The organism is Lysinibacillus sp. EB106-09-02-XG168, from assembly GCF_058791475.1.
The window spans coordinates 16,748-42,446 of sequence record NZ_JBYTDN010000003.1; the positions used below are offsets into that span (position 1 = coordinate 16,748).

A 25,699-nucleotide genomic window follows, 5' to 3' on the forward strand; every position below is an offset into this window, starting at 1 on the left:
GTGAAAAAGACAATGAACACTGTCATTCGCATACTCCTAATTCCTGTTTTGTTATTAAGTGTTTTGGCAGGTGTTCCTGCGAAGGCAAATGCAGAAACAGATTTAGGGTTAAAAGTGGATGCTGCGATTTTAATTGACGCAGATTCAGGTAAAATTTTATATGAGCAAAATGCAGATACTTCACTAGGTATTGCGAGTATGACAAAAATGATGACTGAATACTTGTTATTGGACGCGATTGATGCAGGTACAGTTAAGTGGGATCAGGAATATCACGTAACTGATTATACGTATAAAATTTCTCAAAACCGTGCGTTAAGTAATGTACCATTACGTAGGGATGGAACTTACACAATTCGCGAATTGTATGAGGCGATGGCTATTTACTCTGCAAATGCTGCTACAGTGGCTATTGCGGAAACAATTGCAGGTACTGAAACTGAGTTTATAAAACTAATGAATAAAAAAGCAGAAGAGCTTGGTCTTAAAGACTATAAATTCGTAAACTCTACTGGTCTTAACAATGCAGATTTATTTGGTATGCATCCAGCTGGTACTGGACCAAAAGATGAAAACGTAATGCCAGCTAAATCTGTAGCTAAATTAGCATATCATTTACTAAAAGATCACCCAGACGTATTAAAAACGTCTAAAATTGCAGAAAAGACGTTCCGTGAAGGTACAGAAGATAGAATTGAAATGAGAAACTGGAACGATATGTTACCTGGGTTAGCGAATCAATATGAAGGCGTTGACGGGTTAAAAACAGGTACAACAGACTTTGCTGGACATTGCTTTACAGGTACTGCAACGCGTAATGGTACACGTTTAATTTCTGTTGTTATGAAGGCTGTAGATGAAAAGGGAGAAGGTACTAGAAAATCTCGCTTCGATGAAACAGCTAAATTACTTAACTATGGCTTCTCACAATTCTCGAAACAAGAAATTATTCCAGCGAACTATAAATTTAAAGGTCAAGAAACAGTAAAAGTTACGAAAGGTAAAGAAAAGAATGTAGCGATTGCTGTTAAAGAACCAGTTTCATTTATGGTAAAGTCATCTGAAAAAGACTTATATAAACCTAAACTAGTATTAGATAAAAAGAGTCTTGAAGCAGAGGTTAAGAAGGACACAGTTGTCGGAAAGGTAGTTATTGAGCGCTCAGAAGGCACAGATTACGGTTTTATTGACGGTAAGGACCTTAAAGTCGATGTTGTCACAACAGAGGCTGTAGAGCGTGCTGGTGGTATCTCATTATTCTTCCAAGGTGTTGGTAGTTTCTTCGGAAACTTATGGAGCAGCATTACTGACTTTGTCGGTGGCTTATTTTAATAATTAATTTAAAGAACACGTAGATGTTATCAAACATCTCGTGTTCTTTTTCACGTTTTTTCGCTCTACTGCATACGCTATTAGGCGAAAGGATGTGGCTAAATGTGTGGCATTACAGGATGGGCTAGCTTTCAAAAGGATTTAAGAACAAGTAATGAAATTCTAAAGTTAATGACGCAAACATTAAATAAACGAGGGCCTGATGATGAAAATATTTGGTGTAGTGAGCATATTGCATTTGGCCATCGTCGGCTAGCTGTCATAGACTTAATCGGTGGAAAGCAACCGATGAAAAAAGTACATGATGGTGTAAACTATGTCATTACATATAATGGCGAGCTTTATAATACAGAAGAATTAAGGAAAGAGCTTCAAAATCGAGGGCATGTTTTTACAACACATTCAGATACGGAAGTATTATTAACTGCTTATATTGAATGGAAAGAGCAGTGTGTTGATTTTTTAAATGGAATTTTCGCTTTCGGTATATGGGATGAACAATCACAATCTCTTTTTTTATGCCGAGATCGACTAGGTGTAAAACCTTTGTTTTACACAGAACAACAAGACGGCCTGCTTTTTGCATCCGAGGTGAAAGCATTATTAGCTCATCCATTGATTAAAACAACCGTTAATACGGAAGGGCTAGCAAATATGATGGCAGTAGGGCCATCTAGAATGCCCGGAAAATCACTTTTTCAAAATATTAGTGAGCTACGTCCAGGTTATGCAATGCGTTTCTCTAGAGAGGGTATACGAGTTTGGCAGTATTGGCAGTTACAAAGTAAACGACATGAAGAGTCATTAGAGGAAACAATCGAGCATGTCCGTTTTTTGCTAACGGATGCTATTGAACGACAGCTTGTTTCAGACGTACCCATTTGTACATTTCTTTCAGGCGGATTAGATTCCAGTATTATTACTGGAATTGCAGCAAATAGGTTTCATAAACAAAACAAAGGCATGCTCCATACGTATTCTATAGATTATGAGGATAATGAACGCTTCTTTAATCCACATGCTTTTCAAACAACAACAGACACGTATTGGATTCAAAAAATGACAGATACCTTTAGTACAACACATCATGCTGAGGAAATTTCTCAGCAGCAATTAATTGATGAGTTGGTAGAATCTGTCGTTGTGAGAGATTCACCAGGGATGGCAGATGTAGATTCATCGTTACTATGGTTTTGTCGAGAAATAAAAAAAGACTTTACCGTTGCACTATCTGGTGAATGTGCAGATGAAATTTTTGGCGGTTATCCATGGTTTACAGAAAAGACAACAGGTTTTCCTTGGATTCGTTCACTGTCTGAAAGATCAACCATGTTACAAGAGCGGTGGCGTAGGAAATTAACAGTTGAATCATATGCACAACAAGCATATTCGCAAACAATTGCCGAAGTCCCATATCTTGATGGAGAGAATATTGAGGAAGTAAGGCAACGTGAAATGTTTTATTTGAATACGGTATGGTTTATGCAAACATTGTTGGAACGAAAAGACCGTATGAGCATGGGGGCGAGTCTTGAAGTTCGTGTTCCGTTTGCAGATCATCGACTTGTGGAATATGCGTGGAATATTCCTTGGGAAATGAAAAATTTAGGCGGTCTAGAAAAGGGGTTGCTTCGTAAGGCAATGCAACATTTATTACCAGAAGAAGTTTTATATCGGAAAAAGAATCCGTACCCTAAAACATATCATCCAGTTTATACAGCAGGTGTTCAAAAATGGCTAAGAGAAATAATGGAGGATAAAAATTCAATTCTTCATGAATTGTTTGAGCGACAGAAGCTAATAGGGCTAATTGAATCTGGTGGCAGTTCTTTCAAAGTTCCTTGGTATGGACAATTAATGGCAGGTCCACAGCTTTTAGCTTATCTCGGCCAAATCCATACATGGTTTAAGCTATATAATATCCAACTAATTGAATCGTAATATAACGGAAACACCGATCAACCTTTTAAGGTGAGGTTGATCGGTGTTTTTTCTGTATGTCCCAACAGTTCATTAGCTTTTCAATTGAAGGTTTAATTTCTTGTACAGGTATACCTCCAAAACCTAGTAAAAATTTAGCTTGTGAGGGTGTAGAGTGATCTAGACGATAATCAGATAGTGGATAGATTTTGATGTCCGCATTGAAGGCAAGCTGCTGTAAATGTTTTTCGGACAAAGTATGCTGTACATCGAGTAAAATATGCATTCCTGCTTGCTCACCGGTAATATTAATTTGACTAGAATAGTTTTCTAAAATAGAAGTAAGTTTTTCATGTTTTTTTCGATAAACCTTCCTCATACGATTTAAATGCTTTGCAAAATGGCCATCACGCATAAAATTAGCTACGATATGTTGATCAAAACGAGGTACTGTTGATGAATAGTAATTAAACACATCATTATAAGTAGCAAGTAATTTTGATGGGAGTACAAAATATGCAACACGCAAGGACGGCATTAATGATTTTGTAAATGTACTCATATAAATGACTTTATCATTTCGATCTAATGCATGAAGGGCTGGAATTGGTTTTCCAGTATAACGAAATTCGGAATCGTAATCATCTTCAATAATGTATCGAGAGGAGCTTTGTGCGGCCCAATTTAAAGCCTGTGCACGTCTTGTAGCCGATAATACTGCTCCTGTAGGAAATTGATGTGATGGCGTAATATAGACAACGTCAGCGCTAGTATTTTCGAGCTCATGGATGACAATTCCTTCATCATCGACCGCAATTGGATAGACTTTTCGTTTATGCTGAGAAAACATACGATGAACAGCTGGATACCCTGGGTTTTCAAGCGCAAAGCAAGTATCGTCACCAAAGAGGCGTAATATCATTGGTAGAAGCTGTTCGGTTCCTGAGCCAATGACAATTTGCTCGGGACTACAAACAACCCCGCGTGATTGAAATAAATAATTAGCAATCTCCGTTCGTAAAGATAGTTCTCCCTGAGGCTCACCTGTTAATAATAATTCCTTTGAGGCATCATCAAAGAGTTCTTTCGCGTATTTCCGCCATGTTTGAAATGGAAAGGCATCAATATCGATAGAACCAGGATTAAAATCTATCTTATAAGATTTTTTCTTAGGTTGCTCATGTAAAGAAACTATTGTGTCTTGCTGAATATATGGAAGTTCGTCAATTTCCTCTACAAAATAACCGACACGAGATTTAGACATAATATAGCCTTCTGCAAGTAGCTGTGCATATGCAATTTCAATAGTTGTTTGAGAAATATTCAAAAAATCGGCTAATTTTCTTTTTGATGGTAATTTTTCTCCTACTGCAATTTTCTTTGAAATAATAGCTTCTTTAATGCCGCTATAGAGCTGGTCATAGAGCGGTTTTTCACCATTTTTTTCTAGTTGGAATAATAGCATGTCCATGTTCATTCATCCCCCTGACCTTATGGTTATTTAGTAAACTGGATATTTTTATATGGTCAATTTCGATTATACTAAATTTCATCATAAAGGTGGAGGTTAGAAATCATGAGACAAACAGGTACAGAATTAGTTAAGCGTGGGATGGCAGAAATGCAAAAGGGTGGCGTCATTATGGATGTTATTAATGCGGAGCAGGCGAAAATTGCAGAAGCGGCAGGAGCTGTAGCTGTCATGGCATTAGAACGAGTACCATCAGACATTCGTAAGGCGGGTGGTGTTGCACGTATGGCGGATCCTCGTATTGTCGAGGAGGTCATGGGAGCTGTATCCATTCCCGTAATGGCTAAAGCACGTATTGGACATATTGTAGAAGCAAGAGTGTTAGAGGCAATGGGTGTTGATTATATCGATGAAAGTGAAGTATTAACGCCAGCGGATGAGGAGTTTCATTTATTAAAAAGTGATTATACAGTGCCTTTTGTTTGTGGGTGCCGTGATTTGGGTGAAGCAGCCCGACGCATAGGTGAAGGGGCTTCTATGCTACGAACTAAAGGGGAACCAGGGACGGGTAATATTGTAGAGGCGGTTCGCCATATTCGAAAAGTGAATGCGCAAGTACGTAAGGTAGTTGGTATGACAGAGGACGAATTAATGACAGAGGCTAAATTGCTTGGTGCTCCTTTTGAATTATTAAGAGAAATTAAGCGTCTTGGCCGTTTACCAGTCGTAAATTTTGCAGCAGGTGGAGTTGCTACGCCAGCGGATGCAGCATTAATGATGGAGCTTGGAGCTGACGGTGTATTTGTTGGTTCTGGTATTTTTAAATCAGAAAACCCAGAGAAATTTGCTCGTGCAATTGTTGAAGCTACTACGCATTATAAGGACTACAAGCTAATTGCTGAAATTTCAAAAGAGTTAGGTGTTCCGATGAAAGGCATTGATATTGCACAGCTTAGTCAAAATGAGCGTATGCAAGAGCGAGGCTGGTAAAATGAAGCGAATCGGTGTTTTAGCATTACAGGGCGCGGTGCGAGAGCATGTGCAAACGTTAGAGTCTCTCGGGTGCGAAGCGGTCTTAGTAAAACAAAGAAGTGATTTAGAGAAGCTTGATGGACTTGTCTTGCCTGGTGGAGAAAGCACAACGATGCGCAAATTGCTGAATCGATACGAGCTATTAGAGCCAATTCGCACACTTGCAAAGCAAGGTTTACCGATGTTTGGAACATGTGCAGGATTGATTTTATTAGCAAAGGACTTAGTGGATTATGAATCACATTTAGCAGTAATGGACGTGGTAGTTGCACGGAATTCTTATGGACGTCAAGTAGATAGCTTTGAAGTGAAGCTCGACATACCTGAAATAGGTCCTGCTATTCCGGCTGTCTTTATACGCGCGCCACATATTGTTTCTGTAGGTGAAGGTGTTGAAGTATTAGCGGAGCATGACGGGAAAATCGTGTTAGCAAAAGACGGTCATTTATTAGGTTGTTCCTTCCATCCTGAATTAACGGAAGATACACGTATTCTTGAATATTTTGTATCTTTTATGGTATGACTTGCAAAATCTCATTTCATATAGTACAGTATGGATAAAATTTAAATAACTTAACACGATGATGGGAAGTAGTAACAAGCACGTTTTTTTTAGAGAGTCAGCGGGTGGTGGAAGCTGATAAAAGCACTTGTGAATCCGTCCTGGAGTTGCGCAGTCGAAGTGAATGAAGTAGGCTGTCGCCGGCTGAAATGCCGTTATGAAATAAGTGGATTAGACAAAGTACAAAGTGTTTAGTCAATTAGGGTGGCAACGCGGGTAGCTCTCGTCCCTTTTGGGGATGAGGGCTTTTTTGTGTTCCCACTAACTATTTTCCCATCATTAATAATCTACTGGAGGTATGACGATGTTAGATATTAAACGCGTGCGCGACAATTTCGCGGAAATTAAAGAAATGCTATTAACACGTAATGAGGATTTAGGAAACTTAGACGATTTTGAACAATTAGATGCAAAGCGTCGTGAATTAATTGCAAAAACAGAAGAGCTTAAAGCTGAGCGCAATAAAGTATCTGAGCAAATTTCTATTATGAAGCGTAATAAGGAAAATGCTGATGAAGTTATTGCACGTATGCGTCAGGTTGGCGATGAAATTAAAGAGCTAGATGTCCAATTAAATGATGTAGAAGATCGCTTTAAAGATATGATGATGCGTTTACCAAACGTTCCACATGAATCTGTACCAGTTGGCACAACAGAGGATGATAATGTTGAGGAATATACTTGGGGTGAGGTACCAACATTTGATTTTGACATTAAAGCACACTGGGATATCGCTACGGACTTACAAATTGTAGACTTTGAACGTGGTGCAAAAGTGACGGGTAGTCGTTTCTTATTCTATCGTGGCCTTGGTGCTCGTTTAGAACGTGCATTAATGACGTTTATGATGGACTTACATGCAGAAGAGCATGGCTATGAAGAAATGCTACCACCTGTAATTGTTAATCGCGATAGCTTAACAGGTACAGGACAACTACCTAAATTTGAAGAAGATGTCTTTAAATTAGTTGACACAGATTATTTCATGATTCCAACAGCAGAAGTACCTGTGACAAACTTCTACCGTGATGAAATTTTACCGGCTGAAGCTTTACCACAAGGCTTTGCAGCATATAGTGCTTGCTTCCGTTCAGAGGCAGGATCTGCGGGCCGTGATACACGTGGTTTAATTCGTCAACATCAATTCAACAAAGTAGAGTTAGTACGCTTTGTTAAACCAGAGGAATCTTATGAACAATTAGAACTATTAACAGGTCATGCTGAAAAGGTACTGCAATTATTAGGGTTACCATACCGCAAACTAAAAATGTGTACAGCTGATTTAGGCTTTACTGCAGCGAAAAAGTACGATTTAGAAGTTTGGATTCCAGCGCAAAATATGTACCGTGAAATTTCTTCATGCTCTAACTTTGAAGATTTCCAAGCACGTCGAGCAAATATTCGCTTCCGTCGTGAGCCAAATGCAAAACCAGAGTATGTACACACATTAAACGGCTCAGGTCTTGCAATCGGCCGTACAGTAGCAGCAATCTTAGAAAACTATCAACAAGCTGATGGAAGCGTAGTGATTCCTGAAGTATTAAGACCATATATGGGCGGAAAAGAAGTAATTGCTCCAAAGTAATTGGAGTCAAGAAATGAAAAAACTACTGTTGAAATTTCAACAGTAGTTTTTCTTTTTAACCAATAGGGTGAATTTTTTATTAAAATTCTTCATTTTCAACAATTAGAGCTTGTCGCGCTTTTTTCTCGGCTTTTTTTCGTTCGCGTAATGCTCGGAAAAAATCGGTTAAGATTTGTCCACATTCCTCAGCTAAAATTCCTTCTGTTACTTCACATTCATGGTTAAAGCGTGCATCGTTTAATAAACGATACAGTGAATCTACACAGCCAGCTTTTATATCTCTTGCACCATATACAACCCGTGGTACACGAGATTGTAAAATGGCACCTGCACACATAGGGCAAGGTTCAAGCGTCACATAGAGTGTTGTTTTTTCAAGACGCCAGCTACCTATTTTTTTACAAGCTTCTTGAATAACCATTAGTTCAGCGTGCGTCGTCGCGTTTTGTGTTGTTTCTCGTAAATTATGAGCACGTGCAATAATCTCTCCATCGTAGACAAGCACAGCTCCTATCGGCACTTCCCCAAGTAAAGCTGCTTTCTTAGCTTCTTCCAGTGCACTGTTCATAAACAATCGGTCTGTTTCAAAAATATCCACTATGATCTCTCCTTATCATTTAGTGTATCTTGCTTAATTAACAATTGCTACTGTCAAATGAGTCTTGGCAACATTGTTGCTGTCGCTTCGCTTTCGCACAGATAAACATTGCCTCTGTATTATGTAAGAAGTTAAAACGTTGACATATTCAAAACAACCATTTATATTTATATATGAAAACATGCTCATATATAAATATAAGTTAGGGGTAAGCTAAATGGATAAAAAATTACAAAATACAGAGATTCAGAATAACAAAGAACAACATTTAGACGAAGAGACACTATTCGTCGTGTCTCAAACATTTAAAGCTTTAAGTGATCCGACAAGAATTCGCATTTTGAACTTATTATGTACGGATGAGCATTCAGTCAACGACATCGCTGAAAGTTTAGATTTAGGCCAATCAACAGTTTCACATCAGTTACGTTTTTTGAAAAATTTACGGTTAGTGAAATATAGAAGGGAAGGCACAACCTTATATTATTCAAAAGATGATGATCACATTATGAATTTGTTAATGCAAGCTATTGAGCATGCTGCACATAACTAGAACTAATGGAGGGATAAGAAATGGGACATAGTCATGATCACAGCCATGACCATACACATGGCGCAAATAAAAAGGTGTTAATCTTATCATTTATTATTATTACGAGTTATATGGTTGTTGAAGCGATTGGTGGCTATTTAACAAATAGTTTGGCTCTTTTATCCGATGCAGGACATATGTTAAGTGATTCAATTTCATTAGCAATAGCTTTACTTGCTTTTATATTTGGAGAAAAGGCTGCGAGCTATAGTAAAACATACGGTTATAAACGATTTGAAATTTTAGCAGCGGTATTAAATGGTGTGACTTTAATTTTAATTGCTTTATTCATTTTCTATGAGGCAATAGAACGTTTTGCCAATCCACCAGAAGTAGCAACAACAGGCATGCTAGTTATTAGTACAATCGGTCTTTTGATAAATATTTTAGTAGCATGGATTATGATGCGTGGCAGTGATACAAAAGATAATTTAAATATGCGTGGAGCTTATTTACACGTATTAAGCGATATGCTTGGATCTGTAGGGGCCATCATAGCCGCACTGTTAATAATGTTTTTTGGCTGGGGCTGGGCTGATCCACTTGCGAGTGTTATTGTTGCAGCATTAGTATTAAGAAGCGGCTACTATGTAACGAAGGCTGCTGTCCATGTTCTCATGGAAGGTACACCTTCAAACGTTGACGTTGAAGAAATAATACAAATTATTGTACAAACAAATGGCGTTCATAGCATTCATGATTTACACATTTGGACAATAACAAGTGGAACAAATGCACTTTCTTGTCATGCCGTTGTCGATGAGCAGCTAAAAATTGCGGATGGTGAGCATATATTACGGGAAATTGAACATAATCTTGAGCATAAGGGCATAAAGCATGTAACGATTCAGTTGGAAACAGTAGCACATAAGCATGATCAATCCATTTTATGTACAATAAAAGCTGAGCAGTCGAATCATCATCATTAATAAAAAAATATTTAGTTCTTTTTACACTTTGCATACCCTTCGTGGGTATAGTATGATGAGTGTGAGTAGGAGGTGTATCGAATGGAGGATATAGTGAAAGAGGATTCTTGTCATACAGAGGGAGCTATGTCGTGTCGAAAAAGTCATCATCCTGAACGCGTAAAAAAAGATTTAACGACTCGTTTAAATCGAATCGAAGGTCAAATCCGGGGCATTAAAGGGATGATTGACAAAGATGTTTACTGTGATGATATTATTACGCAACTGTCTGCCACACAGTCTGCTTTAAATAGTGTAGCAAAAATATTATTAGAAGGTCATTTAAAGGGATGTGTAGTAGATCGCCTATCAGAAGGTGATGAAGCAGTGTTAGATGAATTAGTAGTAACTATCCAAAAATTAATGAAGAAGTAGTAAAATTTTTAATAAATATATACCCCTATATAGTATATAAAATAAAAGGAGAGATATTTTTATGCAAAATGTAACATTAAATGTACAAGGAATGTCATGTGGACATTGTGTCAACTCAGTGGAGAAAAGTGTTGGAGCTTTAGCAGGCGTTGAACAAGTAAAAGTAAACTTAGCTGATGGTTTAGTAGATGTAGCATTTGATGAAACACAAGTATCTCTAGATCAAATTAAAGAAACAATCGACGATCAAGGCTATGACGTTAAATAATATAAATAGGGTGCTCAAGTAGCACTCTATTATTTTCAATTAAACATACCCCCTGTTGGTATGTAGGGAGGAGAAATGATCATGAGTTCAGAAATAAAGGAAGCGAATTTGCAAATTACAGGTATGACATGTGCGGCCTGTGCAACTCGTATAGAAAAAGGTTTAAATAAAATGGATGGTGTAGAACAAGCGACGGTTAATTTAGCTCTTGAAAAATCGTCCATTAAATACGATCCGACAAAACTAAATGAAGAAGACTTTGAAAAGAAAATTGAAGCACTTGGTTATGGTGTCGTTAAACAAAAAACTGAATTCGATATTACAGGTATGACATGTGCGGCCTGCGCAACACGGATAGAAAAGGGCTTAAATAAACTAGCAGGTGTATCCTCTGCGAACGTAAACTTAGCGCTCGAAAAAGCAACTATAGAGTTTAACCCATCTGAGGTGACGATTGCAGATATGATTGCGAAGGTTGAAAAATTAGGATATGAAGCGCGTCAAAAAGCGGATGAGCAAGAGACAATAGATCATCGAGAACAGGCCATCAAGCAACAGCAGCAAAAATTTATTTTCTCTGCCATTCTTTCATTACCATTACTTTGGACGATGGTAGGACACTTTTCATTTACATCATTTTTATATGTTCCCGAATTTTTAATGAATCCGTGGGTACAAATGGTGTTGGCCACTCCCGTTCAATTTATTATCGGGAAGCAATTTTATGTTGGGGCATACAAAGCTTTACGCAATGGTAGTGCCAATATGGATGTACTTGTAGTGATGGGTACCTCTGCAGCATATTTTTATAGTTTATATCAAGCCATTATTACTACAGGGTCACATCATGCCCCTCATCTATATTTTGAAACGAGTGCCGTATTAATTACTTTAATTTTATTAGGTAAATTATTTGAAGCAAAAGCGAAGGGCCGCTCTTCTGAAGCAATCAAAAAGCTAATGGGCCTTCAGGCAAAAACGGCCATCGTTGTTCGTGACGGTGTAGAAAAAGAAGTACCATTAGAAGAAGTAGTCATTGGCGACATTATTTTAGTGAAACCTGGTGAAAAAATCCCTGTCGATGGTGAAGTGTTAGAAGGAACAACAGCTGTCGATGAATCGATGTTAACGGGAGAAAGTTTACCTGTTGATAAAAAGCAAGGCGATTTATTATTTGGTTCCACTATTAATAAAAATGGTTTTATTAAAATGACGGCAACTAAAGTTGGTCGCGATACAGCCTTAGCTCAAATTATTAAAGTTGTAGAAGATGCACAAGGCTCAAAAGCGCCGATACAACGCTTAGCAGACCAAATTTCAGGTATTTTTGTACCAATCGTTGTTGGTATTGCGATTGTAGCGTTTTTAATCTGGATTATTTGGGTGCGACCAGGTGAATTTACACCTGCACTAGAAGTATTAATTGCAGTACTTGTTATCGCTTGTCCATGTGCGCTTGGATTAGCAACGCCAACATCGATTATGGCAGGCTCTGGCCGTGCTGCGGAATTTGGTATTTTATTTAAAGGTGGAGAGCATTTAGAGCAAACACAAAGCATCGATACAGTAGTTGTTGATAAAACAGGTACAGTAACACACGGCAAACCTGTATTAACGGATGTTGTATTAGCGGCGAATCAAGACGAGGCACAATTTTTATCGTTAATTGGTGCAGCAGAGAAGCAATCCGAGCATCCGTTAGCAGAAGCAATTGTTCAAGGAATTACTGATCGCGGAATTGACCTAGGAGATGTTCAATTTTTTGAAGCAATACCAGGTTACGGTGTGCAAGCGACTGTATCTGGTCAAGGAGTTGTTATTGGCACTCGTAAATTGATGCAACAATACGGTATTCATATTAATGATATTCTACCAACAATGGAGCATTTAGAGGAAAACGGTAAAACTGCTATGTTAGCTGCGATTAACGGTCAGTATGCTGGTCTAGTAGCAGTTGCTGATACAGTAAAAGATACTTCAAAAGAAGCGGTTAGTCGTCTACAAGAAATGGGTATTACAGTCATTATGATGACTGGTGATAATGAACGTACAGCACAAGCAATCGGAGCAGAAGTTGGTGTGAATCATGTGATTGCTGAAGTTCTTCCGGAAGGCAAAGCAGATGAAGTGAAAAAACTGCAAGCTCAAGGTAAAAAAGTGGCGATGGTTGGGGATGGTATTAATGATGCGCCGGCACTAGCGACAGCTAATATTGGGATGGCGATAGGGACCGGTACTGACGTGGCTATGGAAGCAGCGGATATTACACTAATTCGTGGCGATTTAAATAGTATCGCGGATGCTATCATAATGAGTCGTAAAACAATGCGCAACATTAAACAAAACTTATTCTGGGCATTTGCTTACAATACATTAGGTATTCCAATTGCTGCAGTCGGTTTACTAGCTCCATGGGTAGCAGGTGCAGCAATGGCGTTTAGTTCAGTATCTGTTGTATTAAATGCACTGCGTTTACAGCGAGTTAAATTATAAGTTTAAAAATAGATCCACTATGGTGGGTCTATTTTTTTGTCGCCTATTTTATAGAGAGAAATAGTTTGATTCTGTTTTTCATTTTTTCACTATGATACAATGAAAAGCACTGATTATAAAAAACCTCGAGGACGAGGAAAGTGATGATAGAATCCATAGAACATAAAGGAGGAGCTTCTGGTGACGGTTCCATTTGTTACGGTAGAAGGTCCGATTGGTGTTGGTAAAACCTCTTTATCGAAAGAGATTGCGGCGGCATTTAATTACCATCTATTAAAAGAAATAGTAGACGAAAACCCTTTTCTAAATAAGTTTTATGAAAACATTGAAGAATGGAGCTTCCAAACGGAAATGTTCTTCTTATGTAATCGCTATAAACAATTATCGGATATAAAAAGTTTCCGTTTAACGCATGATAAACCTGTTGTAGCGGACTACCACATTTTTAAAAATTTAATATTTGCAAAGCGTACATTGGCATCAATTGAGTATGATAAATACGAGGAAATCTATAAAATATTAACGAAAGATATGCCTGTACCTAATGTAGTTGTTTATTTACATGCCAGTGTAGATACGTTGATGAAACGTATTGCGATGCGTGGTCGTGAATTTGAAAAAATGATTTCGCGAGATTACATGGAGCAACTGGTGGCAGATTATCATTCTTTTATCGAGCATTTTGAGAAAATGCATCCTGAAATTCCTATTATTCGATTTAATGGTGATCAGCTTGATTTCGTAAAAAATCCAAATGATTTGACATATGTTTTACAAACAATAAAGGACACGTTACAACAAAGGAGTTTGCAACAATGAATTTGAGAGAGAAATACGATATTCCACCACAAACGGTCATTACAATCGCTGGTACGGTTGGTGTAGGGAAATCAACGATGACAAAAGCGTTGGCAGAGGCGCTAAATTTCCGTACGTCTTTTGAAAAGGTGGACACGAATCCATATTTAGATAAATTTTATGAGGACTTTGAAAAATGGAGCTTCCATTTACAAGTGTATTTTTTAGCTGAGCGTTTTAAGGAGCAGAAGCGAATCTTTGAATATGGCGGCGGGTTTATTCAAGATCGCTCAATCTACGAAGATACAGGGATTTTTGCGAAGATGCATTATGACAAAGGTACAATGAGCCCAACAGATTATGAGACGTATACAAATTTATTTGATGCGATGGTGATGACACCGTACTTCCCTCATCCAGATTTACTTGTTTATCTAGAGGGGCCAATTGATGATGTAATTGGTCGTATCCAAGAGCGTGGACGTTCAATGGAGCAACAAACACCGCATGATTACTGGATTGAAATGCATGATCGCTATGAGAGCTGGATCAATAATTTTAATTCCTGCCCGGTTCTACGTTTAGATATTAATGATTATGATTTATTAAAAAATCCTGAAGCAATTGAATCAATAGTGAGCCGTATCAGTCATATGTTAAAACAAACAAGTCATTTACGTAAATAAAAGGTTTTGCTAAAGCTTATATTTCTAAAACAATAGGAAGATAAATTTTTGTTCTGGCCGAAAGCGGAGCGACAGGCACAAACAAGTCATTTACGTAAATAAGAAATAAACTATGCTTAAAAATGTAATATAAAGTAAGGAAAGCTTTGCGTTCTGGCCGAAAGCGATTCGCCGGGCAGAAACAGCAATTGAAGAAAATAAATGATCAAAAGACGTGAGACAATATGTAGCTATTGTGTCACGTCTTTTGGGTAGGAGGGATTGTTATAAGAATAGCAGTGTATTGTGGTTCAGGCTTAGGCATAAATCCAATTTATGCAGAGAGGGCAGCCGAATTAGGAACTGTATTAGCTCAAAATGGTCATGGTGTTGTTTATGGTGGATCGAAAACAGGACTGATGGGAAAAGTAGCAGATGCAGTATTAAAAGGTGGCGGAGAGGTTATAGGCGTGATGCCAACTCATTTGCAGAAGCGGGAAATAGCACATGCCTCGTTAACAGAAATTCATTTTGTGGAGTCTATGCATGTACGTAAAGCCAAAATGGTAGAGTTAGCAGATGCTTTTATAGCTTTACCAGGTGGTGGTGGAACAATGGATGAATATTTTGAGGTATTTACGTGGGCACAAATAGGATTACATGAAAAGCCTGTAATCCTATATAATGTAAATAGCTTTTATGATGCGATTTTACAACACTTTCAGAAAATGCTTGAGGAAGGTTTTATACGAACAGAACAACAACCACTTATTCTTGTAGCTACTACATCGGAGGAAGTATTAAATTTATTAAAAAAACATGGGTAATATATGCCCATGTTTTTTCTGCAATAAATAATCTGTATAAATATTTTTGTTAGGATCATTACTATAAAATTTTGGTTCACTAATACAATGAAAGAGGTGTAGGTCATGCAGGCAATAGATACAAAAGTTACCGATGATCAAGTAGTGTTGGCAATTGAACGGAATATAGCCATTATCCGTTTTGATATGGACCATAAAGTTGCCTATGTAAATGAACTTTTTGCTAAAACATTAGGCTATAAAGTTGAAGAAATGATAGGGAAAGATCATAAGGATTTTTGTTTACCGGAATTTGCGAATAGTATAGAATACGGAAAGTTTTGGATAAACTTAGCTGCTGGTAATAGCTATCAGGGTAAAATTGAAAGAATGGATGCAAGAGGTAATAGAATTTGGCTTGAGGCTACTTATATGCCTGTCTTTGCTAATAATTCAAGAAGGGTGATTGGTGTATCGAAAATGGCAACAAATATTACTGAACGTCAAAATGAAATTGTCAGTGTAGCTGATACATTAAAAGTCATGTCTAAAGAGCTTCATAGCCGTTCGGAGGCTGGTATTCAAAATAGCGAGGATTTACTGGAAACAGTGAAAGAGGTTTCACAAGAGTCTGCCGATAATGTGAGAAATCTTGCACAGCTACAGAAGCAAGCTGAATCTATTAAAGGGATTGTAAAAACCATTCAAGAAATTGCTTCTCAGACAAACTTACTTGCACTAAATGCAGCTATTGAAGCAGCAAGAGCTGGTGAGTATGGACGAGGATTTGATGTTGTAGCAAAAGAGGTTAGAAAACTTTCTGTAAGGGTGGAGCAATCTATTTCAGAAGTAAAAGATAATGTTGAGGGCATTGAGCGAGAGATAGGACAAGTCACTGAGAGTATCACGCGTATAGCCGAAAAAGTTGAAAAAACAAATGGTCAAATTAATGTAACAACGAATGATTTTGCTGAAATCGCTACTGCTGCAGAGGCATTAGATGAACAATCGAGGCATTTTACCAAAATAATTTAACTTCATTCAACAAGCGTCTTTTGTAAAATAAGTACCCCATTATTTACTTACATAATTTTCTGACATATATATTGAAATAGTGGATGAGTTTTATTTACAATAATTGTGTAAGATTTCATAAATCATAATAGGGGTGTTATGGATGACAAAGGTGGAAGTAAGTTTTGAGCATTTGCCAACGACTGCAGTTTCAGATGCGACAGGAGGACATACAAATTTACGTAGTGCTATTAAACCGTTAGCAGATCATTATAAAATTGCTGGCCGTGCGGTAACGGTGCGTTTACCAGATGGTGAAAATGGTGCAGTATTGGAAGCAATCCGAGCTGCTAAAGAGGGAGATATATTAGTAATCGATGCTAAAGGGAATACCAATCGTGCGGTTGCCGGTGATTTTGTTCTTTCATTGGCGAAGGGTATTGGTGTACAGGGCCTTGTCGTTGATGGTGTTATTCGTGATATTGCAGCAATTCGCGAGCTAGACTTTCCTGTGTTTTCACTTGGCACAACGGTAGCAGCTGGCTATAAAAACGGTGGTGGGGAAGTAAATGTCCCTATTGCTATTGGGGGCGTTTCTGTTCGTCCTGGTGATTATATTATTGGGGATGTGGACGGTGTCGTTGTCGTGCCACAGGAAGATGCAGAGCGTACTGTTGCAACTGCTGAGGCAAAAATCCTGAAGGATGAAATCCGTGCACAAGAAGCACACGTAAATGGAAAAGAATCAATTATTGCTTATTTAGATAAAGTTCTAACAAAATAAAAAAAACCTCACGATGCCATCCGTACATCGTGAGATTTTTTTTGATCTTTATGCTAAATTTTCATTTTCTTTAAAGTAATTTTTCATTTTGTCTGTATCGAAACGGCCTTCCCATTTCGCCATTACTAATGACGCAAGTGAGTTGCCAATTACGTTAACGACTGTACGTCCCATATCAAGAATACGGTCGATACCTGCGATGAATGCTAAACCTTCAACTGGAATGCCGACAGTACCTAGAGTTGCTAGAAGTACAACGAAGGATACTCCTGGAACACCTGCAATCCCTTTAGATGTAACCATTAATACAAGCATTAACGTAATTTGTTCACCAATGCTTAGGTGAATACCGTACATTTGAGCAATAAATAATGCAGCAATAGCTTGATACAGTGTAGAACCATCTAAGTTAAAGGAGTAACCTGTTGGAATAACGAAAGATACGATATCCTTTGGAGCACCTAGTTTCTCCATTTTCATCATAACTCGTGGTAACACAGCTTCAGAACTTGCTGTTGAGAACGCTAAAATTAGCTCATCTTTTAGTACTTTAATTAAGAAGAAAATATTGATACCCGTGAATTTTGCCACAAGACCAAGAACGATAAAGATAAAGAATAGCATTGTTGCATAAACAAGTATAGCAAGTTTGCCAAGTGGTATTAGTGAAGCGAATCCATATTTGGAAACGGTTACACCGATTAAACCAAATACCCCAAGTGGAGCGAATTTCATTACGAGGTTCGTTACCCAGAACATAGCATCTGCTACCCCTTGGAAGAAGTCTAATACTGGTTTACCTCGATCGCCAACGGCAGCTACCCCTAAACCAAAAATAACTGAGAAGAAGATGATAGCAAGCATATTACCTTCAGACATTGCCTGAACAATATTTGTTGGTACAATGCTTACAATAATATCAAATGGTCCTTCATGCTGTACTTCTTCAGTAGTTGCAACGTATTTCGAAATATCCCCTTGCGAAAGTTCGTTCATGTTTATACCTGCGCCTGGTTGGAACAAGTTTGCAGACAGTAAACCAACTACAATTGCTACTGTTGTAATGACTTCAAAGTAAATAAGTGATTTACCACCTAATCGTCCGAGCTGTTTCATATCTCCAGTTCCAGCAACACCGACGATTAATGTTGAAATAATAATCGGTACAACTATCATTTTAATTAGATGAAGGAAAATATCACCTAAAGGTTGTAAATATGTTTCAATTTTGGGGTTTCCGTAAAAGATACCGCCAACAATAATCCCTAAAATCAAACCGACTAAAATTTGAGTGGCTAAACTGATTCTAAATTTCTTCTTCAAAACTTTAGTACCCCCTAATATTAAATTTTTAGGACTTGCCTTATTTTAATAATACAGAGGACTTATGGAATCCGACAAAATCCGAGAAAATTAATTTACTTTTGTTAAAATGTCTGAATATAACACCTGAATAAACTTCTTAATATTAACTTTTGCTTTACGGTTTGCGTGATCTTCTATCTGAGACATAAGCTGACGAATTTCTTTAAAGTCAAAGTATCGAGGTGCATAATATTCAAATTCCGAGTTTGTATAATCTACGACACCTAAATTGGCGAGATTTATCATTGCTGCTAATATAGTACGGCGCACACGCTGTTCAATGGCTTTACTTTCCTTCAAAATTTCATCTGGTGTAGCCTTTGTGACAGCTGCAATTTCCTCATAAAGCTCCTTTAATGGAGGTAGCGGTGCAATTTTGTGCTGATGAGCAAGCAATGTTTCGATGATAGCTATAATATCTTCGCTTCCGATTTCACCAACGATACCCATATCATTTAAGATAGATTGAATATGATCGCGAGACGTCGCTTTATGATTTATTTGTTCACTTAGATCAATATTTGTAAGTGATTGGCGAATTATAAGCAATGAGTTTTTTAGGCGAAATTGTTCAGTTGTTTTACGTAAAACATTTTCAACCTCAATGCGGTTTATTGGCTTATGAATAAAGAAATCTATACCTTGCTCATAGGCCTCACCTACCATCTCCTTATTCACTACCTGAGAAATCATGACAAATTGTCCCTCAAAACGATTTTGAATAAGCTGCTCGACTGTTGCTATTCCATCAAGCTTAGGCATAAGCAAATCAATCAGTACAAACTCTGGCTGTGTCATTAAAATTTGTGGAATAGCGTCCTCACCATTGCGTGCTTCACCAATTACTGTACCTAAACCACTATCTTCAATAATTTGTTTTAACATGACCCGACTTGCTCGATCATCATCTACAATAAAATACCTCATTTAAGTCTCTCCTGTTTGAATAGTTTGCGTAGGAATTTTAATTTTAAACATCGTGTTTTGATTGTTTGATTCAACGGATATTGAGCCATTTAATTTATTTACTAATTCAATAACGTGTGAAAGTCCAATACCTGTTGCTGCGACACCGTCTACATTGTATTTTGTAGTGTATCCAGGTTCAAAAATGATAGAGAGATTACTGTGTGGAATTCCCTTCCCATTATCACATACTGTGATTACAGTATCATCCTGTTGCTGCTGAATGGCAATAGAAATAATACCTTGATCCTCAATTGCTTCAATAGCATTAGCTGTTAAATTATTTAAAAGCGCAAGTAATGCAATATGTTCTTTCGTTTGAAAATCGATATCAATATTTATTATAAACTCAATTTCTTTCCTTAAAAATTCTGCGTATTTACTGTTGCCATCTTCGATAAAATGTAATAATTCTGATAATCTGAGTGAGTCAAAGCTCTTGTCACCAACAATTTTAGAAATACCTGCATAAATGCGTTGTGAATCCTTCTTTACTTCATGAATTTCCTGGGCAATATGGAGTGCCTGTAAACTTTCCGCACGATAGCCTAGCGATTTTAATTGTCGATATAAATCAAATCCACTAGCTGTAATTGCTTCTATATGGTTCATAGATTTTTTCAAATAAAGTGTCTCAACATATAAATCTGAGCCGATTGTAAGCATTTCCTGAACCCGTTTTTTTTGCTCAGCAATTAAAATGGAACTATAAATACCAACAACAAAAAAACTACGTAATAAAGCAACTGCTACAAGTATAAGTAAATCAGGGAGGAGTAAAAAAGTATAAGAATTTATAATAAAGTGAAATAGTTGTTCCACTAAATTACTGAATACTTCACTAAACGCAACTAGTAATCCAAGCAATAGCGGTTTTTCTCTATATTGATGAATACTTAGAATTTGTAGGCATACTGCGAACGATATATAAAATGTAGCAGCAGGTAAATGTATTAGTAAACTATCGACTAATGGAACATCATGTAAAGAGTAATTAATGATAACTCGGAAAATGGTTGTCACTATGCTTGTAGTAAATCCAGCCAAAATGATTGGTGTAGGTTTAAGTAAAGTGCATAAAAAGAAAATGATGCTTCCTAATCCGAAACGAAATGTTGTATTCGAGAAAGGCATTATTTTAATCTCACTACCGACAGCAGTTAACAGTGCAATTGTAAAAATCCAAGTGAGGGAAGCACGATATATGTAAAATTTCGAATGCATAAAAAATCCTCCCAATATTAACAGAGTAGTATAGCAAAGAAAAGATATGCTAAAGAACTCGTTTGCGTGTTAGAAATAAAAGTAATTGTACCACTACTTTTGACGTCGTGTTTGCCAGAATGCGACTTTGAGATGAAAGGGGTATAGATTTTTAACTTCATTCAGAGGGTGTCCAAACATCCGCTGAGATAGAGGAACTTGTTCTAAGAACGCCACGTCCTGTGACATTTTCGAAATGACCGACATCTTGTCGGACCTAATTACAAAGCCGATTGTGGACGCAATTATGCCGAGGCATAATGAATCGGTTATAAAATCGTAATTTACAATAAAAAAATACCACACCCTAAGCGGAAGTGGCATCTAATAAGTGTTACATATAATTTTTAGGCAAAAAAAAACGGCTACATTCGTAGTCGGAATTTTAAAACTGGAGGAGGTAGAGGGATTCGAACCCCCGCGCGGTGTTACCCGCCTGTCGGTTTTCAAGACCGATCCCTTCAGCCAGACTTGGGTATACCTCCATGTTGTTCTGTTGCGTTGTCTCATCGACAAAAATAAATTTATCATATTTTAAAATTCCCGTCAACAGTTTTTTAAACAATTTCTTTTTTACAGTGCTGATAGAATATTCCACACAAATATTATGCGTATTAAGTTGCAATTTATGAAAACAGTCAGTATACTAGTTATTGCCGTGCTAGGTGGGAAGGTAGCGGTGTCCTGTAACTCGCAATCCGCTCTAGCGAGACTGAATTCCTTTTTCGAGGCTGTCCGTATTGTTTGGTCTGCCTTTTGCACGTAGTGTTGACGATTGGGTCCTGCGCAATGGATACCCATGAACCATGTCAGGTCCGGAAGGAAGCAGCATTAAGTGGTCTTATTCATGTGCCGCGGGGTTGCCTAATCTGAGCTAACGACAAGAGTAACGCTTATGTGCGGCTGTCGAAGAAAGGTGCACGGCATTAAATTGCCAATTCAAACGCATCCGTCCAAAAGGCGGATGCGTTTTTTATTATTTTACAAGTTGTTTTTACTATTCTTCAGATTGTTTAGACGGAGGGGCAGTTCCCAGACCGTTTAAAAAAGCTACGCATTGTACAAGGCGGCCGGTAGGATAGGTACATAAGACCAGCCTCCCTTATAAGTAGAGCTAGTGAAAAACAATCGTCCTGAATTTTTAGAAAAACGATGACACTATTTTATAAATAATGGAGCAAATGCTATAATAGAACTATCTATATAATGAAGAAGAGGAGAGGAAACCATTGACGTATCAAGCATTTTATCGTGTGTATCGACCACAATCATTTCGAGAAATGTCTGGTCAAGCACATGTCAAAAGAACGCTACAAAATGCTCTCCTAGCGAATAAAACAACGCATGCTTATTTATTTTCTGGCCCACGTGGTACCGGGAAAACAAGTACAGCTAAAATTTTTGCAAAGGCTTTAAACTGTGAGCAGGCACCATCAAATGAACCTTGTAACGAGTGTGCTACTTGTTTGAGTATTACAGATGGTTCTCATCCAGATGTTATTGAATTTGACGCTGCGTCTAATTCACGTGTTGAAGAAATACGAGACATCATTGAGAAAGTTCGATTTGCTCCTGCTAGTAGCAGATATAAAGTGTATATCATTGATGAGGTGCATATGCTTTCTACTAGTGCTTTCAATGCACTTTTAAAGACATTAGAAGAACCACCTTCTCATGCTGTATTTATTTTAGCGACGACAGAGCCCCATAAATTGCCTGCAACGATTATTTCGCGTTGTCAGCGCTTTGATTTTAAGCGTCTTTCAACCAATGATATTATTGAGCGCATGAAAGTTGTATTAGAGGATATTGAGTTACCATTTGAGGAGCAAGGTTTAAAGGTAATCGCACAATCGGCAGCTGGTGGTATGCGTGATGCTTTAAGTTTATTAGATCAGGTTGTTTCCTTCAGCGGGGAAATGTTGAAGCTAGAGGACACGTTGCTTGTAACAGGTTCTATTAGTCAGGAAGTTTTCTATGAATTAGCAGAAGCTCTAAAAATAAAAGATGTCGCACAAATGCTTGCGTTATTAGAGCAGCTTATTGCGGATGGGAAAGATCCTCTTCGCCTTTCTGAGGACCTGATTACATTTTTCCGTGACTTATTATTACTGCAAACAAGTGAGGATTTGGCTGAATTATTAGAGCTAGTATCACCAGAGGAGCGAGTATTTACATTAGCGCATGATTTTGCACCCGATTTGCTATATGGCTACATTGATATATTAGCGAAAACACAGCAAGAAATGCGGTTCTCCCACCATACAAAGATTTACTTAGAAACAGCATTACTTAAAATGGTGCAATTTTCAGGAGGGGTAGTTGGCCAAACTACTACTTCAGGTGAGGTAGCTATGAGTCCTGAGCTCGCTCAAAAAATTGTGGCACTTGAGCAGATGGTGCAACAACTATCAGCCCAATTGCAAGCGGGTGCTTCTGTACAAGCAACGCAAACGCCAAAAGAGCAACGTCCACGAGCTAAAAATCCAAATGGCTATAAAGCGCCGACGGGTCGTATTCAAGAAGTGTTAAAGGATGCTACAAAGCAAGATGTGCAACGTATCAAATCAGTTTGGGCGCAGGCATTAAACCAAATGCAAAAATCTCAATCAGCTCTTTTAGCAGAGGCTGAACCTGTTGCGGCATCTTCAAGTGCTTTTGTGTTAAAATTCAAGTATGATATTCATTGTCAAATGGTTGCTGATAACCAAGCCCTAAAAGCTCAATTCACACAATTAATTGCAGGGCAAACAGGTACTATGTATGAAATGCTTTGTACACCTGATGATGCTTGGTTAAAATTACGTGAAGAGTTTATTCGTGATCATGGCTTACAGCAGCAGAAAAAGTCTCAGGATGAGAATGATCCTGAAATAGAGTTATTAGAGCCGCCACCGGCAGAAATGCCGGATGGGCCATTTATCGACGACGCTCAACCACTTGCGTCACAAGATCCACTTGTGACGGAAGCAGAAAAGCTGTTTGGTAAAGATTTTATTGAAATTGTTGAAGACTAATCATTTAGGAGGAATATGTTTATGCGTGGAATGGGAAATATGCAAGGTATGATGAAAAAAATGCAAAAAATGCAAAAAGAAATGATGGAAGCTCAAGAGGCTTTAAATGCAGAGCAATTTGAAGGCGCAGCTGGTGGCGGTATGGTAAAAGTAACTGTAACTGGTCAACGTGAAATCGTAGAAGTAAATCTTGATCCATCAGTTGTAGATCCAGATGATATCGAAATGCTACAAGATTTAATCGTTGTTGCTGCAAATGAAGCGTTGAAAAAAGTAGATGAAAAAACGAATGCAACAATGGGTAAATTCACTCAGGGCATGAACCTTCCATTCTAGGAGGTAAATAAATGTACTACCCAGAACCAATATCGAAACTGATTGATAGTTTTATGAAATTGCCAGGTATCGGGCCGAAAACCGCGGCCCGTCTGGCGTTTTTTGTATTAACAATGAAAGAGGATGATGTTTTATCCTTTTCAAAGGCATTAATTGATGCTAAACGAAATTTAAGCTACTGCTCCGTATGTGGCAACATAACTGATGTAGATCCATGTCATATTTGTACCGACAAACAACGAAATCATTCTATTATTTGTGTTGTTCAAGATACAAAAGATGTGATTGCAATGGAGAAAATGCGTGATTTCAATGGTATGTATCACGTATTACAGGGAGCTATTTCACCTATGGATGGTGTTGGTCCAGAGGATATTAATGTCGCTTCCCTGCTAGTTCGTTTGCAAGATGAAACTGTTCAGGAACTTATTTTAGCCACGAATTCGACTATTGAAGGCGAGGCAACGGCTATGTATATTTCTCGTCTAGTGAAGCCATCTGGTATTCGAACAACACGAATCGCTCATGGTCTACCAGTAGGTGGAGATTTAGAATATGCAGATGAAGTAACGTTATCGAAGGCAATGGAAGGTCGCCGAGAATTGTGAGTGAGGGATTAATATGTTCTTCCGCAGTAAGGGAAAATTAAAAAAAGAATTCGATGACAAGCTTGTGAGTCTTATAAAAGAGACAAAAGAGGATTTACAGCAAGCGAAGGTAATTGAAGAACTAATAGATGATTATGATTTAGAAGCAATTGCTCAACGAAAAGTAGCGGAGAGTATACATTTTTATTTATTCAAGGAAGCTAGAATTCGGAGAGTATTAATTAAATAATAGTTTTTTAAAATTTCAGCGGGTGTCCAAACATCCGCTGAAATTCGTTAATAGGCACGGAATTGGGAAGGTGTTCACTGAACTGTATCGAAAAATGTTTTCTGTATCGACAGCTACAATTATTCCGAGACATAATTGATATTCATAGAAGTAAAATAGAAAACATAAACTTTCATAATTATATTTAAGGGGGAAACCATATGTCGTGGTTAGTAATTATGAGTGTTGGTGTGCCTATAGTGCTTCTTTTTCTTTATATAATAATAAGACATGCCAAGATGGGTAAAATATTAGAAGGAATGTCTGTGTTTTGGTTTAGATTTGCTTTTGCTTTTCTACTATTATTTATTATTCACTTAGGTATAGGATATGCAGGCTATGAAGTACCAATCAATCTATTCTCAGTGTTCACCATTGCGATATTAGGTATTCCGGGTGTACTAGGAATAACTGCGTTAATCTTTTTTTTATAAAACACTTGCAAAGAAAAAATATTGTGGTATAGTAATAAGAGTCGTTAAGATAACCGTTGTTAAACAAATGAATTTCAAATTAAATAATTTAGTTGTTGACATCGGGTTTGAGACATGATATTATATAAGAGTTGCTGATGAAGAAACGGCAACGAAATGAACTTTGAAAACTGAACAAG

25 protein-coding genes, 1 tRNA gene, 1 other RNA gene, 1 pseudogene and 1 other annotated feature are annotated in these 25,699 nt (G+C 37.7%); of the genes and pseudogenes, 22 read left to right on the forward strand and 6 right to left on the reverse strand.

The genetic code is table 11. The features are described from left to right. Both AC3WSO_RS01220 and asnB read left to right on the forward strand, forming a co-directional pair. A complete protein-coding gene (locus AC3WSO_RS01220) occupies window positions 1-1,332 on the forward strand; it encodes a D-alanyl-D-alanine carboxypeptidase family protein (protein ID WP_492528075.1) in 1,332 nt (443 codons plus the stop codon). A 102-nt stretch (window positions 1,333-1,434) separates the two neighbouring features. Beyond that, entirely contained in the window at window positions 1,435-3,273 is a 1,839-nt protein-coding gene (gene asnB, locus AC3WSO_RS01225) for an asparagine synthase (glutamine-hydrolyzing) (protein WP_492528077.1), read from the forward strand. 25 nt (window positions 3,274-3,298) lie between these two features. On the opposite strand, the gene pdxR is transcribed toward asnB, so the two are convergent. After that, window positions 3,299-4,723, reverse strand: a complete 1,425-nt coding sequence (gene pdxR, locus AC3WSO_RS01230; RefSeq protein ID WP_492528079.1) for a MocR-like pyridoxine biosynthesis transcription factor PdxR — start codon at window positions 4,721-4,723, stop codon at window positions 3,299-3,301. A 105-nt stretch (window positions 4,724-4,828) separates the two neighbouring features. On the opposite strand from pdxR, the gene pdxS reads away from it, so the two are divergent. From pdxS to serS, 3 genes are all read left to right on the forward strand, one after another. Then, window positions 4,829-5,713, forward strand: coding sequence for a pyridoxal 5'-phosphate synthase lyase subunit PdxS (gene pdxS / locus AC3WSO_RS01235; protein ID WP_197143171.1), 885 nt, complete (start codon window positions 4,829-4,831; stop codon window positions 5,711-5,713). A gap of 1 nt (window position 5,714) precedes the next feature. Then, window positions 5,715-6,278, forward strand: coding sequence for a pyridoxal 5'-phosphate synthase glutaminase subunit PdxT (pdxT, locus tag AC3WSO_RS01240; protein WP_492528081.1), 564 nt, complete (start codon window positions 5,715-5,717; stop codon window positions 6,276-6,278). A gap of 49 nt (window positions 6,279-6,327) precedes the next feature. Further along, window positions 6,328-6,551: a binding site (T-box leader), on the forward strand. A gap of 70 nt (window positions 6,552-6,621) precedes the next feature. Next, window positions 6,622-7,902, forward strand: coding sequence for a serine--tRNA ligase (serS, locus tag AC3WSO_RS01245; RefSeq protein WP_492528083.1), 1,281 nt, complete (start codon window positions 6,622-6,624; stop codon window positions 7,900-7,902). A gap of 79 nt (window positions 7,903-7,981) precedes the next feature. Here the strand turns inward: serS and tadA are convergent, their stop codons facing one another. Next, complete coding sequence (gene tadA / locus AC3WSO_RS01250) at window positions 7,982-8,500, reverse strand: tRNA adenosine(34) deaminase TadA (protein ID WP_492528085.1); 519 nt, start codon at window positions 8,498-8,500, stop codon at window positions 7,982-7,984. A gap of 217 nt (window positions 8,501-8,717) precedes the next feature. Here tadA and AC3WSO_RS01255 point away from each other — a divergent pair, with 217 nt between their 5' ends. The 11 genes and pseudogenes from AC3WSO_RS01255 to AC3WSO_RS01305 all read left to right on the forward strand — a co-directional run bounded on the left by AC3WSO_RS01255 (window position 8,718) and on the right by AC3WSO_RS01305 (window position 17,263). Further along, a complete protein-coding gene (locus AC3WSO_RS01255; protein WP_492528087.1) occupies window positions 8,718-9,053 on the forward strand; it encodes an ArsR/SmtB family transcription factor in 336 nt (111 codons plus the stop codon). A gap of 20 nt (window positions 9,054-9,073) precedes the next feature. After that, window positions 9,074-10,021: a cation diffusion facilitator family transporter gene (locus tag AC3WSO_RS01260; RefSeq protein WP_492528089.1), complete on the forward strand. Its 948-nt coding sequence runs from the start codon at window positions 9,074-9,076 to the stop codon at window positions 10,019-10,021. An 81-nt stretch (window positions 10,022-10,102) separates the two neighbouring features. Further along, entirely contained in the window at window positions 10,103-10,435 is a 333-nt protein-coding gene (locus AC3WSO_RS01265) for a metal-sensitive transcriptional regulator (protein ID WP_492528091.1), read from the forward strand. A gap of 61 nt (window positions 10,436-10,496) precedes the next feature. Further along, window positions 10,497-10,703: a copper chaperone CopZ gene (gene copZ, locus AC3WSO_RS01270; RefSeq protein WP_068986807.1), complete on the forward strand. Its 207-nt coding sequence runs from the start codon at window positions 10,497-10,499 to the stop codon at window positions 10,701-10,703. Between the two features lie 81 nt (window positions 10,704-10,784). After that, window positions 10,785-13,196 carry a heavy metal translocating P-type ATPase gene (locus AC3WSO_RS01275; protein ID WP_492528093.1) on the forward strand — a complete coding sequence of 804 codons (2,412 nt, stop codon included), beginning with the start codon at window positions 10,785-10,787 and terminating at the stop codon, window positions 13,194-13,196. 180 nt (window positions 13,197-13,376) lie between these two features. After that, entirely contained in the window at window positions 13,377-14,015 is a 639-nt protein-coding gene (locus AC3WSO_RS01280) for a deoxynucleoside kinase (RefSeq protein WP_492528095.1), read from the forward strand. After that, entirely contained in the window at window positions 14,012-14,680 is a 669-nt protein-coding gene (locus tag AC3WSO_RS01285) for a deoxynucleoside kinase (RefSeq protein ID WP_492528097.1), read from the forward strand. The genes AC3WSO_RS01280 and AC3WSO_RS01285 overlap by 4 nt, the downstream gene beginning before the upstream one ends. Window positions 14,681-14,958: 278 nt before the next feature. Beyond that, complete coding sequence (locus AC3WSO_RS01290; RefSeq protein ID WP_492528099.1) at window positions 14,959-15,486, forward strand: LOG family protein; 528 nt, start codon at window positions 14,959-14,961, stop codon at window positions 15,484-15,486. A 105-nt stretch (window positions 15,487-15,591) separates the two neighbouring features. Continuing rightward, window positions 15,592-15,963 (forward strand): annotated as a pseudogene (locus AC3WSO_RS01295) (PAS domain S-box protein); the annotation flags it as partial. Between the two features lie 45 nt (window positions 15,964-16,008). Next, window positions 16,009-16,500: a methyl-accepting chemotaxis protein gene (locus AC3WSO_RS01300; RefSeq protein WP_492534218.1), complete on the forward strand. Its 492-nt coding sequence runs from the start codon at window positions 16,009-16,011 to the stop codon at window positions 16,498-16,500. A gap of 142 nt (window positions 16,501-16,642) precedes the next feature. Continuing rightward, the gene (locus AC3WSO_RS01305; protein WP_492528101.1) at window positions 16,643-17,263 is read left to right on the forward strand and encodes an RraA family protein; all 621 of its coding nucleotides are present in this window, start codon (window positions 16,643-16,645) and stop codon (window positions 17,261-17,263) included. Between the two features lie 48 nt (window positions 17,264-17,311). Here AC3WSO_RS01305 and AC3WSO_RS01310 read toward each other — a convergent pair whose 3' ends face one another. From AC3WSO_RS01310 to AC3WSO_RS01325, 4 genes are all read right to left on the reverse strand, one after another. After that, on the reverse strand, window positions 17,312-18,586 hold the full coding sequence (locus AC3WSO_RS01310; protein WP_492528103.1) for a cation:dicarboxylate symporter family transporter: 1,275 nt from the start codon (window positions 18,584-18,586) through the stop codon (window positions 17,312-17,314). A 90-nt stretch (window positions 18,587-18,676) separates the two neighbouring features. After that, complete coding sequence (locus AC3WSO_RS01315; protein ID WP_492528105.1) at window positions 18,677-19,555, reverse strand: response regulator; 879 nt, start codon at window positions 19,553-19,555, stop codon at window positions 18,677-18,679. Continuing rightward, on the reverse strand, window positions 19,556-20,818 hold the full coding sequence (locus AC3WSO_RS01320) for an ATP-binding protein (protein ID WP_492528107.1): 1,263 nt from the start codon (window positions 20,816-20,818) through the stop codon (window positions 19,556-19,558). 431 nt (window positions 20,819-21,249) lie between these two features. Beyond that, window positions 21,250-21,342 (reverse strand) — tRNA-Ser (locus AC3WSO_RS01325). 171 nt (window positions 21,343-21,513) lie between these two features. Between AC3WSO_RS01325 and ffs the strand changes: the two genes are divergently transcribed. The 6 genes from ffs to AC3WSO_RS01355 all read left to right on the forward strand — a co-directional run bounded on the left by ffs (window position 21,514) and on the right by AC3WSO_RS01355 (window position 25,520). Beyond that, window positions 21,514-21,781, forward strand: an RNA gene (gene ffs / locus AC3WSO_RS01330) — signal recognition particle sRNA large type. Between the two features lie 305 nt (window positions 21,782-22,086). Continuing rightward, window positions 22,087-23,874: a DNA polymerase III subunit gamma/tau gene (gene dnaX / locus AC3WSO_RS01335; RefSeq protein ID WP_492528109.1), complete on the forward strand. Its 1,788-nt coding sequence runs from the start codon at window positions 22,087-22,089 to the stop codon at window positions 23,872-23,874. A 21-nt stretch (window positions 23,875-23,895) separates the two neighbouring features. Further along, window positions 23,896-24,210, forward strand: coding sequence for a YbaB/EbfC family nucleoid-associated protein (locus AC3WSO_RS01340; protein ID WP_134026842.1), 315 nt, complete (start codon window positions 23,896-23,898; stop codon window positions 24,208-24,210). A gap of 11 nt (window positions 24,211-24,221) precedes the next feature. Beyond that, window positions 24,222-24,818: a recombination mediator RecR gene (gene recR, locus AC3WSO_RS01345; RefSeq protein WP_079564088.1), complete on the forward strand. Its 597-nt coding sequence runs from the start codon at window positions 24,222-24,224 to the stop codon at window positions 24,816-24,818. A gap of 13 nt (window positions 24,819-24,831) precedes the next feature. Beyond that, window positions 24,832-25,047, forward strand: coding sequence for a YaaL family protein (locus AC3WSO_RS01350; RefSeq protein ID WP_492528112.1), 216 nt, complete (start codon window positions 24,832-24,834; stop codon window positions 25,045-25,047). Between the two features lie 200 nt (window positions 25,048-25,247). Beyond that, window positions 25,248-25,520 (forward strand): pro-sigmaK processing inhibitor BofA family protein, encoded by a 273-nt coding sequence (locus AC3WSO_RS01355; RefSeq protein ID WP_349662205.1) that lies wholly within the window; start codon window positions 25,248-25,250, stop codon window positions 25,518-25,520. Window positions 25,521-25,699: the final 179 nt, after the last annotated feature.

Excerpts from the sequence above, each read along its gene's own strand:
- asnB (WP_492528077.1), top strand. The coding sequence starts at position 1,435 with ATGTGTGGCATTACAGGATGGGCTAGCTTTCAAAAGGATTTAAGAACA.
- pdxR (WP_492528079.1), bottom strand. The coding sequence starts at position 4,723 with ATGGACATGCTATTATTCCAACTAGAAAAAAATGGTGAAAAACCGCTC.
- pdxS (WP_197143171.1), top strand. The coding sequence starts at position 4,829 with ATGAGACAAACAGGTACAGAATTAGTTAAGCGTGGGATGGCAGAAATG.
- pdxT (WP_492528081.1), top strand. The coding sequence starts at position 5,715 with ATGAAGCGAATCGGTGTTTTAGCATTACAGGGCGCGGTGCGAGAGCAT.
- serS (WP_492528083.1), top strand. The coding sequence starts at position 6,622 with ATGTTAGATATTAAACGCGTGCGCGACAATTTCGCGGAAATTAAAGAA.
- AC3WSO_RS01255 (WP_492528087.1), top strand. The coding sequence starts at position 8,718 with ATGGATAAAAAATTACAAAATACAGAGATTCAGAATAACAAAGAACAA.
- AC3WSO_RS01260 (WP_492528089.1), top strand. The coding sequence starts at position 9,074 with ATGGGACATAGTCATGATCACAGCCATGACCATACACATGGCGCAAAT.
- AC3WSO_RS01265 (WP_492528091.1), top strand. The coding sequence starts at position 10,103 with ATGGAGGATATAGTGAAAGAGGATTCTTGTCATACAGAGGGAGCTATG.
- copZ (WP_068986807.1), top strand. The coding sequence starts at position 10,497 with ATGCAAAATGTAACATTAAATGTACAAGGAATGTCATGTGGACATTGT.
- AC3WSO_RS01275 (WP_492528093.1), top strand. The coding sequence starts at position 10,785 with ATGAGTTCAGAAATAAAGGAAGCGAATTTGCAAATTACAGGTATGACA.
- AC3WSO_RS01285 (WP_492528097.1), top strand. The coding sequence starts at position 14,012 with ATGAATTTGAGAGAGAAATACGATATTCCACCACAAACGGTCATTACA.
- AC3WSO_RS01300 (WP_492534218.1), top strand. The coding sequence starts at position 16,009 with ATGTCTAAAGAGCTTCATAGCCGTTCGGAGGCTGGTATTCAAAATAGC.
- AC3WSO_RS01305 (WP_492528101.1), top strand. The coding sequence starts at position 16,643 with ATGACAAAGGTGGAAGTAAGTTTTGAGCATTTGCCAACGACTGCAGTT.
- AC3WSO_RS01315 (WP_492528105.1), bottom strand. The coding sequence starts at position 19,555 with ATGAGGTATTTTATTGTAGATGATGATCGAGCAAGTCGGGTCATGTTA.
- AC3WSO_RS01320 (WP_492528107.1), bottom strand. The coding sequence starts at position 20,818 with ATGCATTCGAAATTTTACATATATCGTGCTTCCCTCACTTGGATTTTT.
- AC3WSO_RS01340 (WP_134026842.1), top strand. The coding sequence starts at position 23,896 with ATGCGTGGAATGGGAAATATGCAAGGTATGATGAAAAAAATGCAAAAA.
- recR (WP_079564088.1), top strand. The coding sequence starts at position 24,222 with ATGTACTACCCAGAACCAATATCGAAACTGATTGATAGTTTTATGAAA.
- AC3WSO_RS01350 (WP_492528112.1), top strand. The coding sequence starts at position 24,832 with ATGTTCTTCCGCAGTAAGGGAAAATTAAAAAAAGAATTCGATGACAAG.
- AC3WSO_RS01355 (WP_349662205.1), top strand. The coding sequence starts at position 25,248 with ATGTCGTGGTTAGTAATTATGAGTGTTGGTGTGCCTATAGTGCTTCTT.